This is a genomic window from Alphaproteobacteria bacterium, from assembly GCA_019635875.1.
GTDB lineage: Bacteria > Pseudomonadota > Alphaproteobacteria > Reyranellales > Reyranellaceae > JAFAZJ01.
In genome coordinates, this window is the sequence record JAHBYP010000003.1 from 271443 (window position 1) to 290101 (window position 18659).

Annotated in this window: 19 protein-coding genes; 16 read left to right on the forward strand and 3 right to left on the reverse strand. The window is 68.8% G+C overall.

Annotated elements, in window-relative coordinates; all coding sequences use genetic code 11:
- The first annotated feature begins 51 nt into the window (after positions 1–51).
- Entirely contained in the window at positions 52–1059 is a 1008-nt protein-coding gene (locus tag KF889_12600) for a terminase small subunit (GenBank protein MBX3500279.1), read from the forward strand.
- Between the two features lie 86 nt (positions 1060–1145).
- Here KF889_12600 and KF889_12605 read toward each other — a convergent pair whose 3' ends face one another.
- Positions 1146–2288, reverse strand: a complete 1143-nt coding sequence (locus KF889_12605; protein ID MBX3500280.1) for an alpha/beta fold hydrolase — start codon at positions 2286–2288, stop codon at positions 1146–1148.
- Between the two features lie 39 nt (positions 2289–2327).
- Between KF889_12605 and KF889_12610 the strand changes: the two genes are divergently transcribed.
- The 15 genes from KF889_12610 (at position 2328) to KF889_12680 (ending at position 17056) form a co-directional block, all read left to right on the forward strand.
- Positions 2328–2969, forward strand: coding sequence for a glutathione S-transferase family protein (locus KF889_12610; protein MBX3500281.1), 642 nt, complete (start codon positions 2328–2330; stop codon positions 2967–2969).
- A gap of 100 nt (positions 2970–3069) precedes the next feature.
- On the forward strand, positions 3070–4242 hold the full coding sequence (locus KF889_12615) for an ABC transporter substrate-binding protein (GenBank protein MBX3500282.1): 1173 nt from the start codon (positions 3070–3072) through the stop codon (positions 4240–4242).
- Positions 4243–4308: 66 nt separating this feature from the next.
- Positions 4309–5223 (forward strand): branched-chain amino acid ABC transporter permease, encoded by a 915-nt coding sequence (locus tag KF889_12620; GenBank protein ID MBX3500283.1) that lies wholly within the window; start codon positions 4309–4311, stop codon positions 5221–5223.
- Positions 5220–6221 (forward strand): branched-chain amino acid ABC transporter permease, encoded by a 1002-nt coding sequence (locus KF889_12625; protein MBX3500284.1) that lies wholly within the window; start codon positions 5220–5222, stop codon positions 6219–6221. The genes KF889_12620 and KF889_12625 overlap by 4 nt, the downstream gene beginning before the upstream one ends.
- Complete coding sequence (locus KF889_12630) at positions 6214–6978, forward strand: ABC transporter ATP-binding protein (protein ID MBX3500285.1); 765 nt, start codon at positions 6214–6216, stop codon at positions 6976–6978. Before KF889_12625 ends, KF889_12630 begins: the two co-directional genes overlap by 8 nt.
- Positions 6978–7673 (forward strand): ABC transporter ATP-binding protein, encoded by a 696-nt coding sequence (locus KF889_12635; GenBank protein ID MBX3500286.1) that lies wholly within the window; start codon positions 6978–6980, stop codon positions 7671–7673. The genes KF889_12630 and KF889_12635 overlap by 1 nt, the downstream gene beginning before the upstream one ends.
- 204 nt (positions 7674–7877) lie before the next feature.
- A complete protein-coding gene (locus KF889_12640; GenBank protein MBX3500287.1) occupies positions 7878–8969 on the forward strand; it encodes a polyamine ABC transporter substrate-binding protein in 1092 nt (363 codons plus the stop codon).
- The gene (locus KF889_12645) at positions 8966–10054 is read left to right on the forward strand and encodes an ABC transporter ATP-binding protein (GenBank protein MBX3500288.1); all 1089 of its coding nucleotides are present in this window, start codon (positions 8966–8968) and stop codon (positions 10052–10054) included. The genes KF889_12640 and KF889_12645 overlap by 4 nt, the downstream gene beginning before the upstream one ends.
- A gap of 1 nt (position 10055) precedes the next feature.
- The gene (locus KF889_12650) at positions 10056–10928 is read left to right on the forward strand and encodes an ABC transporter permease subunit (protein MBX3500289.1); all 873 of its coding nucleotides are present in this window, start codon (positions 10056–10058) and stop codon (positions 10926–10928) included.
- Between the two features lie 157 nt (positions 10929–11085).
- On the forward strand, positions 11086–11874 hold the full coding sequence (locus KF889_12655) for an ABC transporter permease subunit (protein MBX3500290.1): 789 nt from the start codon (positions 11086–11088) through the stop codon (positions 11872–11874).
- Positions 11875–11922: 48 nt separating this feature from the next.
- Entirely contained in the window at positions 11923–13263 is a 1341-nt protein-coding gene (locus KF889_12660; protein MBX3500291.1) for a sulfite oxidase, read from the forward strand.
- Entirely contained in the window at positions 13263–13715 is a 453-nt protein-coding gene (locus KF889_12665) for a hypothetical protein (GenBank protein ID MBX3500292.1), read from the forward strand. The genes KF889_12660 and KF889_12665 overlap by 1 nt, the downstream gene beginning before the upstream one ends.
- A gap of 100 nt (positions 13716–13815) precedes the next feature.
- Entirely contained in the window at positions 13816–14781 is a 966-nt protein-coding gene (locus tag KF889_12670) for an aspartate carbamoyltransferase catalytic subunit (GenBank protein MBX3500293.1), read from the forward strand.
- Position 14782: 1 nt separating this feature from the next.
- Positions 14783–16114 carry a dihydroorotase gene (pyrC, locus tag KF889_12675; GenBank protein ID MBX3500294.1) on the forward strand — a complete coding sequence of 444 codons (1332 nt, stop codon included), beginning with the start codon at positions 14783–14785 and terminating at the stop codon, positions 16112–16114.
- Between the two features lie 66 nt (positions 16115–16180).
- The gene (locus KF889_12680) at positions 16181–17056 is read left to right on the forward strand and encodes a hypothetical protein (protein ID MBX3500295.1); all 876 of its coding nucleotides are present in this window, start codon (positions 16181–16183) and stop codon (positions 17054–17056) included.
- Positions 17057–17127: 71 nt separating this feature from the next.
- Here KF889_12680 and gmk read toward each other — a convergent pair whose 3' ends face one another.
- Both gmk and KF889_12690 read right to left on the reverse strand, forming a co-directional pair.
- On the reverse strand, positions 17128–17772 hold the full coding sequence (gmk, locus tag KF889_12685) for a guanylate kinase (protein MBX3500296.1): 645 nt from the start codon (positions 17770–17772) through the stop codon (positions 17128–17130).
- Complete coding sequence (locus KF889_12690) at positions 17762–18646, reverse strand: YicC family protein (GenBank protein ID MBX3500297.1); 885 nt, start codon at positions 18644–18646, stop codon at positions 17762–17764. Before KF889_12690 ends, gmk begins: the two co-directional genes overlap by 11 nt.
- Between the last annotated feature and the right edge of the window lie 13 nt (positions 18647–18659).

The window sequence follows — 18659 nt, forward strand, 5'->3', positions numbered from 1 at the left end:
AATCGTAGGGGTGGAAATCGACATCGTCATCTGCGTGCATAGACTGGGGCGATGTCCAGCACACGTCCCCTCAATTCGCGCCAGAAACGCTTCGTTGACGGCTATCTCGCCACGCTCAACGCCGAAAAGGCCTATCGGCGCGCCGGCTATGCCACGCGCGGCGCGACCGGGCTGCCCAAGCGCATGTTCCACCTGCCCGCCGTGCGCACGGCGATCGAGGAGGGGCTGGCCCGCCAGGCACGCGAGATCGAGATCGACAGCCACCGGGTCATCGCGCAGTACAAGGCCGTGGCCTTCGCCAGTATCGGCGACTTCGTCTCCATCGCGCCTGGCGGAGCGCTCAGCGTCAGCCAGTCGACCATCAATCCGGCCAGCCTGCCGGCGCTGGCGAGCTTCGACGTGCGCGAGTATCGCACGCCCAAGGCGCGGGGCGGCGAGCGCGTGCGTCGGGTCAGGATCGGCATCGCCTGCAAGCTGCGGGCGCTGGGTGAGCTGGCGCGGCACCTCGGCCTGTTCACCGCCCGGCACGGCGCGGCGGTGACGCCATCACCCGACCGGGCGGCGGATCCGGCGCCCGACGGCGCGAGGCCCCTGGACGCGCGCCGCGCACGCTTCGTCGACGAGTTCCTGCGATGCGGCAACGCCACGCAGGCCTATGTCCGGGCCGGCCACAAGGCCGCGCATGCGCATCACCACGCGTGGCGCCTCATGGCGAGGCCGGAGGTCCGCGCCGCGATCGAGACCGGGCGCCGCCGCCTCGTCCGGCAGTGCGAGGTTCACCCCCAGCGGGTCATCGCCGAGTTCGCGGCAATCGGATTCGGCAACGTGGCGCATTTCATGGAGTTCGACGACGACGGCACCGCGCGCGTCGACCTGTCGCTCGCCCTGCCGGAGCAGATTGCCGCGCTGCGCGAGATCGTCATCGAGGAATACTGCGATCGCCCGCCCGAGGATCCGCGGCGCGTCAGGCGCGCCCATCTCAAGCTCGCCTCCAGGCAGCAGGCGCTCGACGCGCTGGCGCAGCATCTCCGGCTGTTCGACGGGAGCGACGCGCGGTAGGTCATACCCACCTGTCATCCCGAGCGCAGCAAGGGATCCAGGGCGGCGGCATAGATCCCTCGCTGCGCTCGGGATGACACGCGTGCCTAGGCCGACCGCCCGATGAAGTCCAGCAGCAGCGCGCTGACGCGCTCGTGCTGCTCCTGCTGCACCCAGTGGCCGGCGCCCTCGACGAGATGGACATCGGTCATGTGCGTGCAGACGCACTCGCGCATGCGCTCGAGCGCGCCGGGGCGCTGCTGGACGCCCCAGTCCTGACGGCCGGCGATGAAGGCAGAGGGCACGTCGATGGTGCGGCCGCTGAAGATCTGCAGATCGGCCTGCAGGCGCGGGTCGGTACCGCAGCGATACCATTGCAGGCCGCCCTGGAAGCCGTTGCGCTCGTACTCGGCGCTGTAGACGCTGAGCTCGGCGTCGGTGAGCCAGCGATTGGCGGCGATCTCGGCCGCCGACGGCATGTGGGGCGCGACGGTTTCGGCCATGCCGACGTCGCGGTCCATGATGTAGTAGGTCGGCATCTTCGCCAGCTCGCTGGCGGTCCAGTCTTGGAGCGGGAACGGCGTGTTGCCGCTCCAGTCGGCGCTCTTGTGGTGGTAGTAGGCGCGCAGGAAATCGTGCACGCCCTGCGGCGCACCATGCATGTCGGCGTCGGCAGCGCGCGTCGAGTAGTACCACTGGTAATGCTTGCGCGGCCGGGGCAGTGCCGCCAGCGCGTCGTGGACCGGGTCCTTTGCCGGTGCCGGCTTGCCGAGAGTGTCGAACGGCATCGGCGGTGTGCCGGCGAACGGTCCGCTCATCATCGCGACGGACCGGAACACATCGGGCCGGATCAACGCGCAGCACGCCGCCACCGGCGAGCCGAAATCGTGGCCGATCACCGAGGCGACCGAGCGATGGCCCAGGGCGAAGACCAGGCCCATCACGTCGCGCACCAGGTTGACGAAGCGGAACGAGGCGACGTCACCGTCGTAGTTGCCGTCCCAACCCGTCGTGCGGCCATAGCCGCGCTGGTCGGGCGCGATCACGTGGTAGCCCGCCGCCGCCAGCACCGGCATCACCTTGCGCCAGCTCCAGGCCAGCTCGGGAAAGCCGTGCAGCAGCAGCACGCAGGGCCGGCCCGGTGTCTCGAAGCCGGCTTCGAGCACGTGCATACGCAGGCCGTTGATGTTGTCGACGAAGCGCGCGCGGATCGACGCGGGCGCGACCGGGCTGTCGTAGGGTATCGTCATGCCGCGATCAAACCACGGAACCTTGCCCGGCGAACACCCATGACCCCGCCCACCCTGTTCGGCGCCGCCTACAGCGTCTACACCCGCACCGCCCGGCTGACCCTGGCCGAGAAAGGCGTCGACTATCGGTTCGACGAGGTCGATGTCTTCGCATCGGGCGGCCCGCCGGCGACGCACCTGCAGCGCCAGCCCTTCGGCAAGATCCCGGCCTTCGAGCACGACGGCCTGCGCCTCTACGAGACCGCCGCAATCTGCCGCTATGTCGACGAGGCTTTCGACGGGCCGGCGCTGCAGCCCGAGACGCCGCACGGCAGGGCGGCGATGGCGCAGGCGATCGGCATCTGCGACAGCTATCTCTATCGCGCCGGCGTGTGGGACATCTATGTCGAGCGCCTGCGCGTGCCGGCGCGCGGCGGCGTGTCGGACGAGGTGAAGATCGCCGCGGCGATCCCGACCGTCCGCAAGACCCTGCAAGAACTGGCCAGATTGTCCGCTGACCGGCCGTTCATCGCCGGTCCGGCGATCAGTCTCGCCGACCTGCACGCCTACCCGATGCTGACCCTGTTGCGGCTGGCGCCGGAGGGGCGCGACCTATTGGTGGGAGTGCCAGCGATCGAGTCGTGGCACCAGCGCATGACGGCCCGCGACGCCTGCGTGAAAACGCGCTTCGCCGTCGAATGAAGCGTTGTGGCAGTTGGCTTTTTCGGTTCTTATACGAACAGTCAAAAACCTGCCCCGGCGAGGCAGGAACGGGTGTGGACTTCACCAGGGAGAACCCAGCATGATGACCAGATTGGCCGTCGGCGCCGCCGCGCTGTCGCTGCTCGCCGCGCCCGCCTTGGCGCAAAGCACGATCAAGATCGGCTTCATCTCGACCTTCTCCGGCCCGCAGGCGGCCATCGGCGAGGACATGCGCCGTTCGGCCAACCTCGCGCTCGAGCATCTCGGCGGCAAGATCGCCGGCAAGCCGGTCGAGATCATCTATGAGGACGACACCTTCAAGCCCGACGTCGGCAAGGCCAAGTCGGAGAAGCTCGTCGTGCAGGACAAGGTGAACTTCGTCACCGGCTACATCTGGTCCAACGTGCTGCTCGCTTCGCTCAAGACCGTGGTCGACGAGGGCGACACCATCCTGATCAGCGCCAATGCCGGTCCCTCGCAGATCGCCGGCGAGCTGTGCCACAAGAATTACTTCTCGACCTCGTGGAACAACGACCAGACGCCGATGGCGATGGGTGCCTACCTGCAGAGCAAGGGCGTCAAGAGCCTGTACCTGATGGCCGGCAACTATGCCGCCGGCAAGGACATGCTGGCCGGCGTCAAGCGCACCTACAAGGGCACGATCGCCGGCGAGGACCTCACGAAATGGCCCGACCAGCTCGATTTCTCCGCCGAGCTGGCGAAGATCCGCTCGGTCAAGCCCGACGGCATCTTCATCTTCTACCCCGGCGCGCACGGCGTGCAGTTCCTGACGCAATACGCGCAATCCGGGTTGCGCGGCCAGGTGCCGCTGTATCAGGTGTTCAGCATCGACGCGCTGTCGCTGCCGCAGCAGAAGGATCTCGCGCTCGGCATCCCCGGCGCGCAGCAATGGGTCAACGACCTGCCGAACGAGCAGAACAAGCGCTACGTCGCCGATTTCCGCAAGAAGCACGGCACCTATCCGTCGTTCTACGGCGCGCAGAGCTATGACGCGATCATGCTGATCGCCTCGGCCGGCGAGGCGCTGAAGGGCGACCTCAGCAACAAGGACGCGGTGCGCGCGGCGATCAAGAAGGCCAACTTCAAGTCGGTGCGCGGCGACTTCGCCTTCAACAACAACAACTTCCCGATCCAGAACTTCTACATCCAGGAGACAGTGAAGGGTGCCGACGGCGCCCTCACGCTCAAGACCCTGACCACGGCGGTGAGCAAGGCCAAGGACCCGCACCACGAGAAGTGCAAGATGAAGTGACGCGGACCGTGCATGTCATGACGGGAGCGCCGCGCGCGCTCCCGTTTGTTTTGTGAACGACGCGATATGGAATACTTTCTTCTCCAGGTCCTGAACGGCATCCAGCTCGGCCTGCTGATGTTCCTGCTGGCCGCCGGGCTGACGCTGGTCTTCGGCATCATGGACCTGGTCAATCTCGCCCATGGTTCGCTCTACATGCTGGGCGCCTACTTCGCCTGGACCTTCATGGGCTGGACCGGCAGCTTCGTGCTCGGCGCGATCCTGGCGCTGCCGGCGGCGCTGGCGCTGGGCATCGTCGTCGAGGTGGTGATCGCGCGCCGGCTCTACGCCCGCGACCATCTCGACCACGTGCTGGCGACCTTCGGCCTGATCCTGTTCTTCAACGAGCTGGTGCGCGTGGTGTGGGGGCCGGCCGGCAAGAGCATCACGCTGCCGTCCGCGCTCGCCGGCACGATCGACATCCTGCCCGGCGTACCCTATCCGACCTACCGCTTCGCCATCATCGTCGTCGGCGTGCTGGTGGCGCTGTTTCTCGCCTGGCTGGTGAGCCGCACGCGCATCGGCATGCTGATCCGCGCCGGCGCCTCGAACCGGCGCATGGTGGCGGCGCTGGGCGTCAACATCGAGCTGCTGTTCACCCTGGTGTTTGGCCTGGGCGCGATCCTGGCGGCAATCGCAGGGCTGATGGCGGCGCCGATCGTGTCGCTCAAGATCGGCATGGGCGACGACATCCTGATCCTCGCCTTCGTCATCATCGTCATCGGCGGCATCGGCTCGATCAAGGGCGCCTTCGTCGCCGCCATGGTGGTCGGCCAGGTCGACATCATCGGCCGCGCCTTCCTGCCCGACCTCTTGAAGAAGGTGATGTCGACCAGCGCCGCCTCGACCGCCGCACCGTCGATCTCGCAGGTCGCGGTCTATGTTCTGATGGCGGCGGTCCTGGTGTGGCGGCCGACCGGCCTGTTCGGGCAACGGCAATGACGGGCCTCCTCGTCTCGCTGCGCACGCCGCGCGGCATCGCCGTGGCGCTGCTGCTGGTCGGGCTGGCGGTCCTGCCGCTGCTCACCCAGGCCTTCGACCAGCGCTACCTGCTGTCGATCGGCACGCGGGTGGTGATCTGGTCGATCGCCGCCATGAGCCTCAACCTGATCCTTGGCTACGGCGGCATGGTGAGCTTCGGCCACGCCGTGTTCTTCGGCGTCGGCGGCTACAGCGTCGGCATCCTCGCGCATCACGAGGTCTACAGCGGCTGGGTCCAGTGGCCGCTGGGCCTGCTGATCTGCGCCACCTGGGCGGCGGCGGTGGGCGCGCTCAGCCTGCGCACGCGCGGCGTATACTTCATCATGATCACGCTGGCCTTCGCGCAGCTGGTCTTCTATGTCGGCGTCGGGCTAGAGGCCTATGGCGCCGACGACGGGCTGAACATCCAGCGCCGCAGCACCTTCTCGGGCCTGATCGACCTGCGCCACCGGCCGAGCTTCTACTGGCTGTGTTACGCCTGCCTGCTGGCGACGCTCTGGGTCGTCTGGCGCATCGTCAACTCGCGCTTCGGCATGGTGCTGCGCGGCGCCAAGGCCAACGAGACACGCATGCTGGCGCTGGGCTTCCCGGTCTTCCGCTACCGGCTGACGGCGTTCGTGATCGCCGGCGCGCTGGGCGGCCTGTCCGGCCTGCTGCTCGCCAACCACGACGCCTACATCTCGCCCTCGATGATGTCCTGGGTGAAGTCGGGTGATCTCATCGTCATCGTCGTGCTCGGCGGCATGGGCAGCCTCACCGGGCCGATCTTCGGCTCGATCGCCTTCTTCGTGCTCGAGGAATCGCTGAAACCGCTGATCGATCTCGCGCACAAGGGCTGGGGCGAGTACTGGCAGATCGTCTTCGGTCCGCTGCTGGTCCTGGTCGCGCTCTATGCCCGCGGCGGCATCGATTCGCTGCTCGGCCGGCCGGCGCGCGGCGGCGGAGGCGGCCATGACTGAGGCGCTGCTCGAGGTCGCCGGCCTGACCAAGCGCTTCGGCGGCCTGGTCGCCACCGACAATCTCGACCTCGCGGTCGCCCCCGGCGAAGTGCACGCGCTCATCGGCCCCAACGGCGCCGGCAAGACCACGCTGATCGCCCAGCTCTCCGGCTTCCTGCGGCCGGATGCCGGGCGCATCGTCTTCGACGGCCACGACATCACCCGCCTGCCGGCGCCGGCGCGCGTGCATCGCGGGCTGGCCCGCTCCTTCCAGATCACCTCGGTGCTGCGCGAGTTCACCGCGCTCGACAACGTGGCGCTGGCCGTGCAGGCGCGTCAGGGCCACTCTTTCCGCTTCTGGAAGCCGGTGCGCGGCGATCGCAGCCTGAGCGGGCCGGCAATGAAAGCGCTGGAAAGCGTCGGTCTCGCCGGCCGTGCCGGGGACCCCGCCGCCGACCTCTCGCACGGCGAGCGCCGCCAGCTCGAGGTGGCGATGGCGCTGGCCAGCGAGCCGCGCCTGCTGCTGCTCGACGAGCCGATGGCCGGCATGGGCGCCGAGGAATCGGCGCGCATGGTCGCGCTGCTGCGCTCGCTGAAAGGCCAGCGCACCCTGCTGCTGGTCGAGCACGACATGGACGCGGTGTTCGCGCTGGCCGACCGCATCACCGTGCTGGTCTATGGCCGCGCCATCGCCTCGGGCACGCCCGAGGCGATCCGGGCCAACGCCGAGGTACGCCAGGCCTATCTCGGCGAGGCCACCGCCGTGGGAGCCGCGTGATGCTGAGGGTCGCGGGCCTCGAGGCCGCCTATGGCGACAGCCAGGTCCTGTTCGGCATCGACCTGACGGTCGGCCCCGGCGAAGTCGTCACGCTGATGGGCCGCAACGGCATGGGCAAGACGACCACGGTGCACACCATCATGGGGGTGATGCAGGCGCGCGCCGGCACCGTGACCTTCGAGGGCGCGCCGATCCACGGCCTGCCCTCCCATCGCATCGCGCGGCTCGGGCTGGGGCTGGTGCCGGAGGGCCGGCAAATCTTCCCCAACCTCTCGGTGCGCGAGAACCTGATCGCCACCGCCCGCGCCTCGGGCGCGGCGGCCTGGACGCTGCAGCGCGTCTTCGAGTTCTTTCCGCGCCTGGCCGAGCGGCAGGCCAACATGGGCAATCAGCTCTCCGGCGGCGAGCAGCAGATGCTGGCGATCGGCCGCGCGTTGATGACCAATCCGCGCCTGCTGATCCTCGACGAGGCCACCGAAGGCCTGGCGCCGCTGGTGCGGCAGGAGATCTGGAACGTGCTGGGCCGGCTCAAGCGCGAGGGCCAGTCGATCCTGGTGATCGACAAGAATGTCGGCGTGCTGCTGGCGCTGGCCGATCACCATCACATCGTCGAGAAGGGGCGCGTGGTGTGGAGCGGCACGTCCGCCGCGCTCGCCGCCGACGTCGAGCTGCAGCACCGGTATCTGGGCGTCTGATACCTTCCCCCGCTGGCGGTGGGCGCGAAGCGCCGATGGGGGTGGCTCATGCGCCAATCCTGTTGTTCGTGACTGACCGCTATGCCGGCACCCCCATCCGCCCTTCGGGCACCTTCCCCCGCAAAGCGGGGGAAGGTAGGGCATAGCCCTTGCCTTCCACAGCACGGCGCCTGAAAGATGCGCCGAACTCGCCGGGAGATGAAGATGCGCTGTACGCTGCCCCCGCTCGCCCTCGCCGCCGCACTTTCCGCCGCCTTGCCCGCGCTGGCGCAGGATCGCGTCGTCAACGTCTACAACTGGAACGACTACATCGCCGAGGACGCGGCCAGGAACTTCCAGCAGGTCACCGGCATCAAGGTCAACTACACGACCTATGACGGCAACGAGATCCTCGACGCCAAGCTCAAGGCCGGCGGCGGCTATGACGTGGTGACGCCGACCGCCTCGCCCTTCTTCGTGCGCCAGCTCGCCGCCGGGCTCTACCAGAAGCTCGACAAGGCCAAGCTCAAGAACTACGGCAACCTCGATCCCGAGGTGATGAAGGCGCTGGCCAAGTACGATCCCAACAACGAGCACGGCATCCCGTGGATGTGGGGCACGACGGGGATCGGCTTCAACGTCGAGGCGATCCGCAAGCGCATGCCCGACGCGCCCACAGACAGCCTGCGCATGATCTTCGATCCGGCCGTGGTGTCGAAGTTCAAGGATTGCGGCGTGATGCTGATGGACAGCCCGACCGACGTGCTGCCGGCGGCGCTGCTCTATCTCGGACTGGATCCCGACAGCAAGGCGCCGGCCGATCTCGAGAAGGCGCGCGACGCGGTCATGAAGATCCGCCCGAACGTGCGCAAGATCCACACCGGCGAGATCATCGACGCGCTGGCCGGCGGCGACGTCTGCCTCGCCTTCGCCTATTCCGGCGACATCCTGCAGGCGCGCGACCGCGGCGCCAAGGCGGCGAAGAAGCAGGTCATCGAATACGCCATCCCCAAGGAGGGCGCGCAGCTGTGGCTCGACGTGCTGGCGATTCCCAGGAGCGCCAAGAACGCCGACAACGCCCATCGCTGGCTCGACTACATGCTGGAGCCCAAGGTCGCCGCCGAATCGAGCAACCTCACCGGCTACGCCAACGCCAACCGGCTGGCGCCGCCACTGATGAACAAGGCGGTGTCGGAGAGCCCGCTGATCTATCCGCCGCGCGAGGTGCGGGCGAAGTTCTACACCATCAGCGCAGGGGACGCCGATCACACCCGCCTGCGCACCCGCGCCTGGACGATGGTCAAGACCGGGCGGTGACGGACGACGTCGACACGCTGTCTCCCCTGCGCGTCGTCGGGCTGCGCAAGCGCTTCGGCGACGTCGCCGCCGTATCCGGGGTGTCGTTCCATATCGCCAAGGGCGAGCGCCTGGCGCTGCTCGGCGAATCGGGCTGCGGCAAGACCACGCTGCTGCGCATGATCGCCGGCTTCGAGCGGCCGGACGCGGGCCGCATCCTGGTCGAGGGCCGGGACATCACCGACCTGCCGCCCTACGAGCGGCCGGTGAACATGATGTTCCAGTCCTACGCGCTCTTCCCGCACATGAACGTCGCGCGCAATGTCGGCTTCGGCCTGGTGCAGGAGGGCGTCGCCCGGGCCGAGATCGCCCGCCGCGTCGAGGAGGCGCTCGACCTGGTGCAGATGGCGCATCTCGGCGGGCGCCGACCCGACCAGCTCTCAGGCGGCCAGCGCCAGCGCGTGGCGCTGGCGCGCGCTATCGTCAAGCGCCCCAAGCTGCTGCTGCTCGACGAGCCGATGGCGGCGCTCGATCGCAAGCTGCGCGAGCGCACCCGGCTGGAGCTTGTCGAACTGCAGCAGCGCCTCGGCATCGCCTTCGTTATCGTCACCCACGACCAGGACGAGGCGATGAGCATGGCGAGCAGCGTCGCGGTGATGGACAAAGGCGGCATTGCCCAGTTCGGCACGCCGACGTCGATCTACGAGCAGCCCGCCAGCCGCTTCGTCGCCGAGTTCTTCGGCGGCGCCAATATCCTCGAGGGCGAGGCACGCGCCTCCACGCTCGTGCGCTGCGCGATGCTGGGCATCGATATCGTGACCATGCCGACTCAAGGTATCGACGATGGCCGGACGATCGGCCTGGCAATCCGTCCGGAGCGCATCGCGCTGTCCCGCGACAGGCCCGAGGATATCGACAACATCGCACAAGGCGAGGTGCGCGAGGTGTCCTATCTCGGCGACCGCTCGATCTGCCACGTCGAGATGGCAGTCGGCCTGACGATGCGCGCCGCGATCGACACGCGCTACGGCAAGCCGCGGCCCGGGCCCGGCGAGAAGGTCTGGCTCGCCTGGACGGCGCGCGACACCATCGTGCTGCGCGACTGACATGGCGGCACGGCCCTCCGATTCGATGAAGCTCGCCCGCGTGGTGGTCGTCGGGCCGCCCTTCGTCTGGCTGCTGCTGTTCTTCCTCGCGCCCTTCGTCATCGTCGCGGCGATCAGCCTCGGCCAGAACGCGCCCGACGCCGCGCCGCCGGTGGCGATGGCCGGCACGGTGCGCAACTACGCCTTCCTGTTCTCCGATGCGCTCTACGTCGATGCCTATCTCAGCTCGCTGCGCATCGCGGCGATCGCCACGCTGCTGACGCTCTTGATCGGCTACCCGATGGCCTATGCCATCGCCACGGCGCCACCGTCGCGGCGGCCGATCTTCTTGATGCTGGTGATCCTGCCGTTCTGGACCTCGTTCCTGATCCGCGTCTACGCCTGGCGCGGGCTCCTGTCGGAGAACGGACTGGTCAACGCCGCCATCCGCAGCATCGGAATCAGCGGCGATCCCGGCTCGATCCTCGGCACCGAGTGGGCGATCTATCTGGGCATCGTCTATGCGTACCTGCCGTTCATGGTCCTGCCGCTCTACGCTTCGCTGGAGAAGCTCGACCGCTCGCTGCTCGAGGCCGCGGCCGACCTTGGCGCCAAGCCGTGGCGCGCCTTTCTCGCGATCACGCTGCCGTTGTCGCTGCCCGGCATCGTCGCCGGTTGCCTGCTGGTGTTCATCCCGGCGGTCGGCGAGTTCGTGATCCCCGACCTGCTGGGCGGCACCGAGACGCTGATGATCGGCAAGGTGCTGTGGGACGAGTTCTTCTCCAACAGCGACTGGCCGCTGGCCTCGGCCGTGGCAGTGCTGATGCTGCTCGTCCTGCTGGTGCCGATCGCGCTGTATCAGCGCCTGCGCGCACGCGAGCTCGGTGGACGATGATGTCGGGTGAGCGCATCACCGCTTTACCTTCCCCCGGAGGGGGAAGTTGGCGCGCAGCGCCGGATGGGGGGTGTCGAAGACGGACTCCGGCGTTCGTCCTGGACATCCCCCTTCCGCCCTTCGGACACCTTCCCCCTCCGGGGGAAGGGAGGGGCACATGACCCGCTTCCCGCTCGCGGCGCTGGCCTTCGGCTATGCCTTCCTCTACCTGCCGATCGCCTCGGTGATCGTCTACTCGTTCAACGAGTCGCGGCTGGTCACGGTGTGGAGCGGCTTCTCGACCAAATGGTGGAGCGCGCTCATCGCCAACCAGGCGATGATCGACGCGGCGCTGCTATCGCTGCGCATCGCCCTGGTCAACGCCTGCGCCGCGACGGTGCTGGGCACGCTGGCGGGCATCGCGCTGGCGCGCCACCCACGATTTGTCGGGCGTTCGCTCTTCGTCGCCCTGGCGATCGCACCACTGGTGATGCCCGAGGTGATCATGGGCATCTCCATGCTGCTGCTGTTCGTCGGACTGGAGCGATATGTCGGCTGGCCCGAGCGCGGCTTCGCGACCATCGCCATCGCCCATATCACCTTCTCGATGGCCTATGTCGCGGTGGTTGTGCAGGCGCGACTGGCCGATTTCGACCGTTCGCTCGAGGAAGCGGCGATGGATCTGGGCGCGCGGCCCTTCACGGTGTTCCGCTCCATCACCCTGCCGCTGATCGCCCCGGCGCTGGTGTCGGGCTGGCTGCTGGCCTTTACGCTGTCGCTTGATGACCTGATCCTGACGCAGTTCGTCGCCGGCGCGGCCTCGCAAACATTGCCCATGGCGGTCTATTCCAGCGTGCGACTCGGTCTCAACCCGCAGATCAACGTGATCGCCACGATCGTGATCGCGGTATCGACGATCGGCCTGGTGACGTCTGCCCTGCTGCTGCGCCGAAGGCGTCGCGCCTGAGGCTCGAACTGGAGTACGCTGTCACCGACAGGCAAGTCGGAGGGAGCCATGGCCAAGCGCGAACGCGGCATGCACGAACTCTACACGGACGATCCCGAGCGCGCCGACGCGCTGGTATTCGGCCGGCGCACCGGCCGCTCGCGGCGCGGCTTCCTCAAGGGCGCCGGCCTCGCCAGCATGGGCGCGGCGCTGGGCGCCACCATCCCCTTCGCCGGCAACATGCCGGCCGGCCTCGTGCCGGCGGCGCTGGCGCAGGGCGCGGCGGCGCCCAAGGGCCCGAAGATCCTGAAGATGGACGGCAAGGCCGATCTCATCGTGCTCGGCGACCGGCCGCTGGTCGCCGAGACGCCGGCGGAAATGATGGACGACGAGGTCACGCCGACCGAGAAGTTCTACATCCGCAACAACGGCACGCCACCCGACGCGGCGAAGATGCCGTCCGATCCGCGCGCCTGGAAGCTCAAGGTCGACGGCGAGGTCGACAAGCCGCTGGAGATCAGCCTCGGCGAACTGATGGCGCGCTACGAGGCGGTGTCGCACAAGCTGCAGCTGGAATGCGGCGGCAATGGCCGCGCCTTCTTCACGCCCGAGGCGCGCGGCAACCAGTGGACCAACGGCGGGGCCGGTTGCGCCGAGTGGACCGGTGTGAGGCTGGCCGACGTGCTGAAGGCCGCGGGCCTGAAATCCACCGCCGTGTACACCGGCCACTACGGCGCCGACGTTCATCTCTCGGGCGACCCGGCGAAACCGACGATCTCGCGCGGCATGCGCATGGTCAAGGCGATGGATCCGCACACGCTCATCGCGTTTCGCATGAACGGCAAGGAGATCCCGCTGATCCACGGCGGGCCGGTGCGGCTGGTCGTGCCAGGCTGGGCCGGCTCGCTGTCGGCGAAGTGGCTCACGCGCATCTGGATCCGCGACAAGGAGCATGATGGCCCGGGCATGGGCGGCTTCTCCTACCGCGTGACCAAGGCGCCGATGATTCCCGGCGACAAGGGCGACCCGAAGAACATGGCGATCCTCGAATCGATGCCGGTGCGCTCGATCGTCACCTTCCCGGCGCATGGCGCGCGCCTGCCCAAGGGCACGAGCAAGATCGACCTGCGCGGCTCGGCCTGGGCCGGCGACAACTCGATCCAGTCGGTCGAGATCTCGGTCGACTACGGCGTCACCTGGACCAAGGCCGAGGTCAAGGCACCGGCCAACAGGTTCGCCTTCCAGCGCTTCAGCGCATCGGTCCCGGTGCCCAGCGCCGGCTACTACGAGGTCTGGGCCAAGGCCACGGATTCCAGCGGCAAGACCCAGCCCTTCCAGGCCGGCAACTGGAATCCGCAGGGCTATGGCGGCAATCCGGTCAGCCGGGTGGCGGTGCTGATCGAGGCCTGATGAAGCTGACCATCGTGATCGCGGCCGGCATCCTGACGCTGGCCGCCCTGATGCTGCTCGACCGCGCTGGAAGCTTCCGTCCGCCGGCCGAGCCGCTGGTGGCCGCCAAACCCGCGACGATCGGTTCGTCGCCCATCGCGGCCAGCGGCAAGGCGCTGCCCAAGGCGCTGCCCGCCGATGTGCGCCACCAGGACACGGTCGAGACCATGCCCTCGGGCAAAGGCCAGGAGGAGACCTTCTATCTCTGCGCCGCCTGCCACGGCACGGCGCTGATCAAGGCCCAGGGGATGACCCGCGACGGCTGGGAGTCGACCTTCCAGTACATGGTAGACCGCCACGGCATGGCCGATCCAGACAGGGCCGACCGCGACCTGATCGTCGACTACCTCGCCGAGCACTTCCCGCCCCGCCGGCGCGGCCGCGGCCAGGACAATCCGTTCCTGAAGAACTGACCCTTCCCGTCTCCCCGTGAAGTCGGAATAGGAGTGTTCCACAGCCATGCGCCGCACACCCTTGCCCTCCGCGGCAAGCGGTGATTAGTGTGCGGCTTTAATGACAATGCGCTCCCTCTCCGTCTCGATGCCGCGCGACCTGCTGGGCATCGAGGGACTTTCGGCCGCGTCGATCTCGGCCCTGCTCGACCTTTCCGAGACCTACATCGACACCAACCGCTCGCTGGTGAAGCGGCGCGACACGCTGTCGGGCCGCACGGTGATCAACCTGTTCTTCGAGGCCTCGACGCGCACGCGCACCTCCTTCGAGGTCGCCGCCAAGCGCCTGGGTGCCGACGTCATCAACATGGAGGTCGCCGCCTCCTCGGTGAAGAAGGGCGAGACGCTGCTCGACACCGCCATGACGCTCAACGCCATGCTGCCCGACGCGCTGGTGGTACGACACCAGGATTCGGGCGCCGTGAACCTGCTGGCGCAGAAGGTCAACTGCTCGGTGATCAACGGCGGCGACGGCTCGCACGAGCATCCCACGCAGGCCCTGCTCGACGCGCTCACCATCCGCCGCCGCAAGGGCAAGCTCGAAGGCCTGCTGGTGGCGATCTGCGGCGACATCCTGCACAGCCGCGTGGCGCGCTCGAACATCCACCTGCTGAAGATCATGGGCGCGCAGGTGCGCGTCGTCGGACCGGCGACCCTGATGCCCACCGACATCGATCGCATGGGCGTCGAGGTGCACTACAGCATGCGCACCGGTCTGAAGGACGTCGACATCGTGATGATGCTGCGCCTGCAGACCGAGCGCATGAGCGGCTCCTTCGTGCCTTCGGTCAGCGAGTATTTCCGCTTCTTCGGGCTCGACGAGGAGAAAATGAAGGTGACAAGGCCGGGCGCGCTGATCATGCATCCCGGCCCGATGAACCGCGGCGTCGAGATCGACTCGGCGGTCGCCGACGACCTGCAGCGCAGCGTCATCCACGAGCAGGTCGAGATGGGCGTCGCGGTGCGCATGGCCTGCCTCGACGCGCTGATCGGCGGCCGGCGCAACGCGCTGCCGGGGGCCGCCTGAGATGGCCAATGCCAGCGACGGGCGTCCGGTCGCCTACATCAACGCCCGACTGATCGATCCGTCGGCCGACACCGACCAGCGCGGCGCCGTGCTGACCGGCGACGGCAAGATCCTCGACTACGGCGCCAACCTGTTCTCCGGCGGCGCGCCCTACGGCATCGCCACGGTCGATTGCCGCGGACACTGCCTGGCACCGGGCATCGTCGACCTGCGCGTGCACACTGGCGAACCGGGCGAGGAACACAAGGAGACCTTCGACACCGCCGGCCGCGCCGCGGCGGCGGGCGGCGTGACCTCGATGTGCATCCTGCCGGACACCGAGCCGCCCTTCGACGACGCTTCGCTGATCGAGTTCGTGGCGCGGCGCGCGCGCCAGGTGCAACGCACCAAGATGTACGCCTATGGAGCGCTGACCCTGGGCCTGAAAGGCGAACAGCTCAGCGAGATCGGCCTGATCTCGGAAGCCGGCGCCGTAGCCTTCACCGACGGCGACAGGCCGATCGCCAGCGCCCAGCTGATGCGTCGCGCGCTCTACTACGCCAAGACCTTCGATGCGCTGATCGTGCAGGTGCCGCAGGAGCCCTCGCTCTCCACCGGCGCGATGAACAGCGGCGAGCTGGCGACGCGCCTGGGTCTGGGCGGCAACCACAAGCTGGCCGAGGCGATCCAGCTCGAGCGCGACATTCGCCTGGTCGAGATGACCGGCGGCCGTTACCACGCCAGCAAGATCTCGACCGCCGAGGGTGTCGACATCGTGCGCCGCGCCAAGGCGCGCGGCCTGAAGGTGACCTGCGACACCGCCCCGCACTACTTCGCGCTCAATGAGATCGCCGTCGGCGACTACCGCACCTTCGCCAAGGTCGTGCCGCCGCTGCGCGCCGAGAGCGATCGTCTCGCCGTCGTCGAGGGCGTGAGCGACGGCACCATCGACTGCATCGTCTCGGACCACCGGCCGCAGGACGTCGAGAGCAAACGCGTGCCCTTTGCCCTGGCCGAGCCCGGCGTGGTCGGGCTGGAGACGCTGCTGCCGATCGCGCTGGAGCTCTATCACAACGGCCAGATGACGCTGCCGCGCATCTGGCAGCGCCTGACGACGACGCCGTCGAGGCTGTTCAAGCTGCCCGGCGGACGCCTGGAAAAGGGCGCGCCGGCCGATCTCGTGCTGTTCGATCCCGACATCGCCTGGGTGATCGATCCCGACAAGTTCGAGAGCAAGACCGGCAACACCGCCTTCGACGAGCGCCCGACCCAGGGGCGCGCGCTGATGACGGTGCTCGACGGCCGCGTGATCCATCGCGACAGCAGCCTGTGGCCCGAAACCGTCGCGGCCTGATCACAATTCCGCCGCACAGAATGGTATTCTGACCGCCGTGCCCGACCGGGCGTTTCAGGAATCCGCATGGCTCGCAATCTCCTTTCCGCCGCGACCGCCCTCCTCGTCATCGGTGTCGCCGCCAGCGCCACCGCGCAACGCGGTGCCGATCGCTCGAGTGAACTGCTCGACGCATTGGCGCGGCGCCTGAAGATCTGCTCCGAGCTCACCGACAATGGCCAGCGGCTGGCCTGCTATGATCGCATCGAGACCGATGTCGGCAGCGGCGCCTCGGCGGCTCCGCCGCCCGCGGCCCCTGCGCCGCCGCCGGTGGCCGCGCCGCGCCCCGTCTCGCCGCCGCCGGGCGCCGGACCGGTGACGGCGCAGCCGTTGCCGCCACCGCCCGGCGTCAGCCAGCCTCAGCCCGGCGATCCGCGGCCGCTTGCGCCACCCCCGGCGGCCGCCCAGCCGCAGGTCTTCCGCGACCCGGCGACCGGCCGGGTCTACGACCCCGGCAATGTCGGCCAGCCCGACGACAAGCCGGTGGCGCCGGCCGACCGCGCCTTCGACCCGCGCGCCCAGGGCCGCGACACGATCGGCCCGCCGCCGGGCAGCGGCCCCACCGCGCCACGCGTGATCGAGGCGCGCACCCGGGTCATCGGCAGCGTGCCCAAGGTGTCCGGCCCGGGCTCGAGCGTGCCGCTGGTGGCGCTGGAGATTCCGTCGCTGCACATCGGTCCGCAGGGCCGCTGGGTGCTGCAGATGAACTTCGCCAACAACTCGGCCCAGCCTTTCGACGCCTCTGTCGCCTGCAGCTTCCGCAACGGCGACCGCACGATCGACGAGGTGCTGGTGTGGCTGCGCGGCGTGCGCGGCGGCGACAAGGTCACAACCGAGGTGCCCGGTCCGGCGGCCCAGATCTATGTCGACAACGCGCCTTGCACGGTGCGCTCGCCGCGCTAGGTGCTTGGGAGCGCCGGCGTCCCGCCGGCCTCTCTGCATGAGCCGGCGGGACGCCGGCGCTCCCAATGACGCTACCGCCCTGCACGCAGCGCCTTGACGAAGTCGGACAGGCCGATCTGGCGATGTCGCTTCAGCCGTTCGGCCTGCAGGATGGCACGCAGCTCAACCAGGCTGCTGGAGATCTCGCGGTTGACGATGACGTAGTCGTACTCCGCCCAGTGACTCATCTCGTCGGCCGCCTTGGCCATGCGCCGGGCGACGATGTCGGCCGAGTCCTGTGCGCGCGTCACCAGGCGACGTTCGAGCTCGCCGGTCGAGGGCGGCAGGATGAAGACGCTGACCAGATCTTCGCGGGCGCGCTCGACCAGCTGCTGCGTGCCCTGCCAGTCGATGTCGAACAGCATGTCGCGGCCGGCCGACAGCGAGGCCTCGACCGGCGCCCGCGGCGTGCCGTAATAGTTGTCGAAGACTTGTGCCCATTCGAGCAGCTCGTCGCGCTCGACCATGGCGCGAAAGCGCGCGGTGTCGATGAAGTGATAGTCGACGCCGTCGCGCTCGTTGGGCCGCCTGGATCGCGTCGTCGCGGAGATCGACAGCTCGATGTCGCTGTCGTGCTCCAGCAGCAGGCGCGACAACGTCGTCTTGCCGGCGCCCGACGGCGAGGACAGCACCAGCATCAGGCCACGGCGCACGATCGCGGCGCCGTCACTCGACATTCTGCACCTGCTCGCGCATCTGCTCGATGGCGCTCTTCAGCTCGATGCCGATTCGCGTGAGCTCGATATCGGCCGATTTCGAGCACAGCGTATTGGCCTCGCGATTGAACTCCTGGCAGAGGAAGTCGAACTTGCGGCCCACCGGCTGGCTGCGGCCGCCGGCCGCCAGCAGGTCGTGCGCCTGGGCGATATGCGCCGCCAGCCTGTCGAGCTCCTCGCGTACGTCGGCCTTGCCGACCAGCAGCGCCACCTCCTGCGCCAGCCGCTCCTCGCTCAGCCCCGGCGCGCGGCCGATCACGTCGGCGAGCTGCGCCTCGAAGCGCGCGCGCACCACCTCGGCCTGGGCGCCGGCGCGGCCCGCCGCCTTCTCGCGCAGGCTCGTCACCTCGTCGATCCGCTGCCTGAGGATCGCGTCGAGACGCGCGCCCTCTTCCGCCCGCGACCTCGACAGGCCCTCGAGCGCGCGCTTCAGCGACTCCATGATGGCCGCGTCGCGGCGTGCGAGCTCCTCCTCGCTGGGCGCGGCCGGCTGATCGTCCTCGAGCACGCCGCGCACACGCAGCAGGCCATCGGCCGTCGGCGCGGCGATCTCGCCCTGGCTCCGCAGCTCGCCGATCACCCCCAGCAACTCGCGCACGAGCTCACGATTGATGCGCGGCGGCTGCCCGGCGCGGCGCTCGGTGACCGAAAGCGAGAGCGAGACGTTGCCGCGCTTGACCGCCTCGGCCGCGGCGGCGCGCGCCGCGTGATCGAGCCGCTCGTAGCCCGGCGGCACACGCGTCCGCGCCTCCAGGGTGCGGCCGTTGACGCTGCGCGCCTCCCATGCCCAGGACAGGGGCCCGTCGCCGCCCTCGGCCCGGGCGTAGCCCGTCATGCTGTGGATGGTC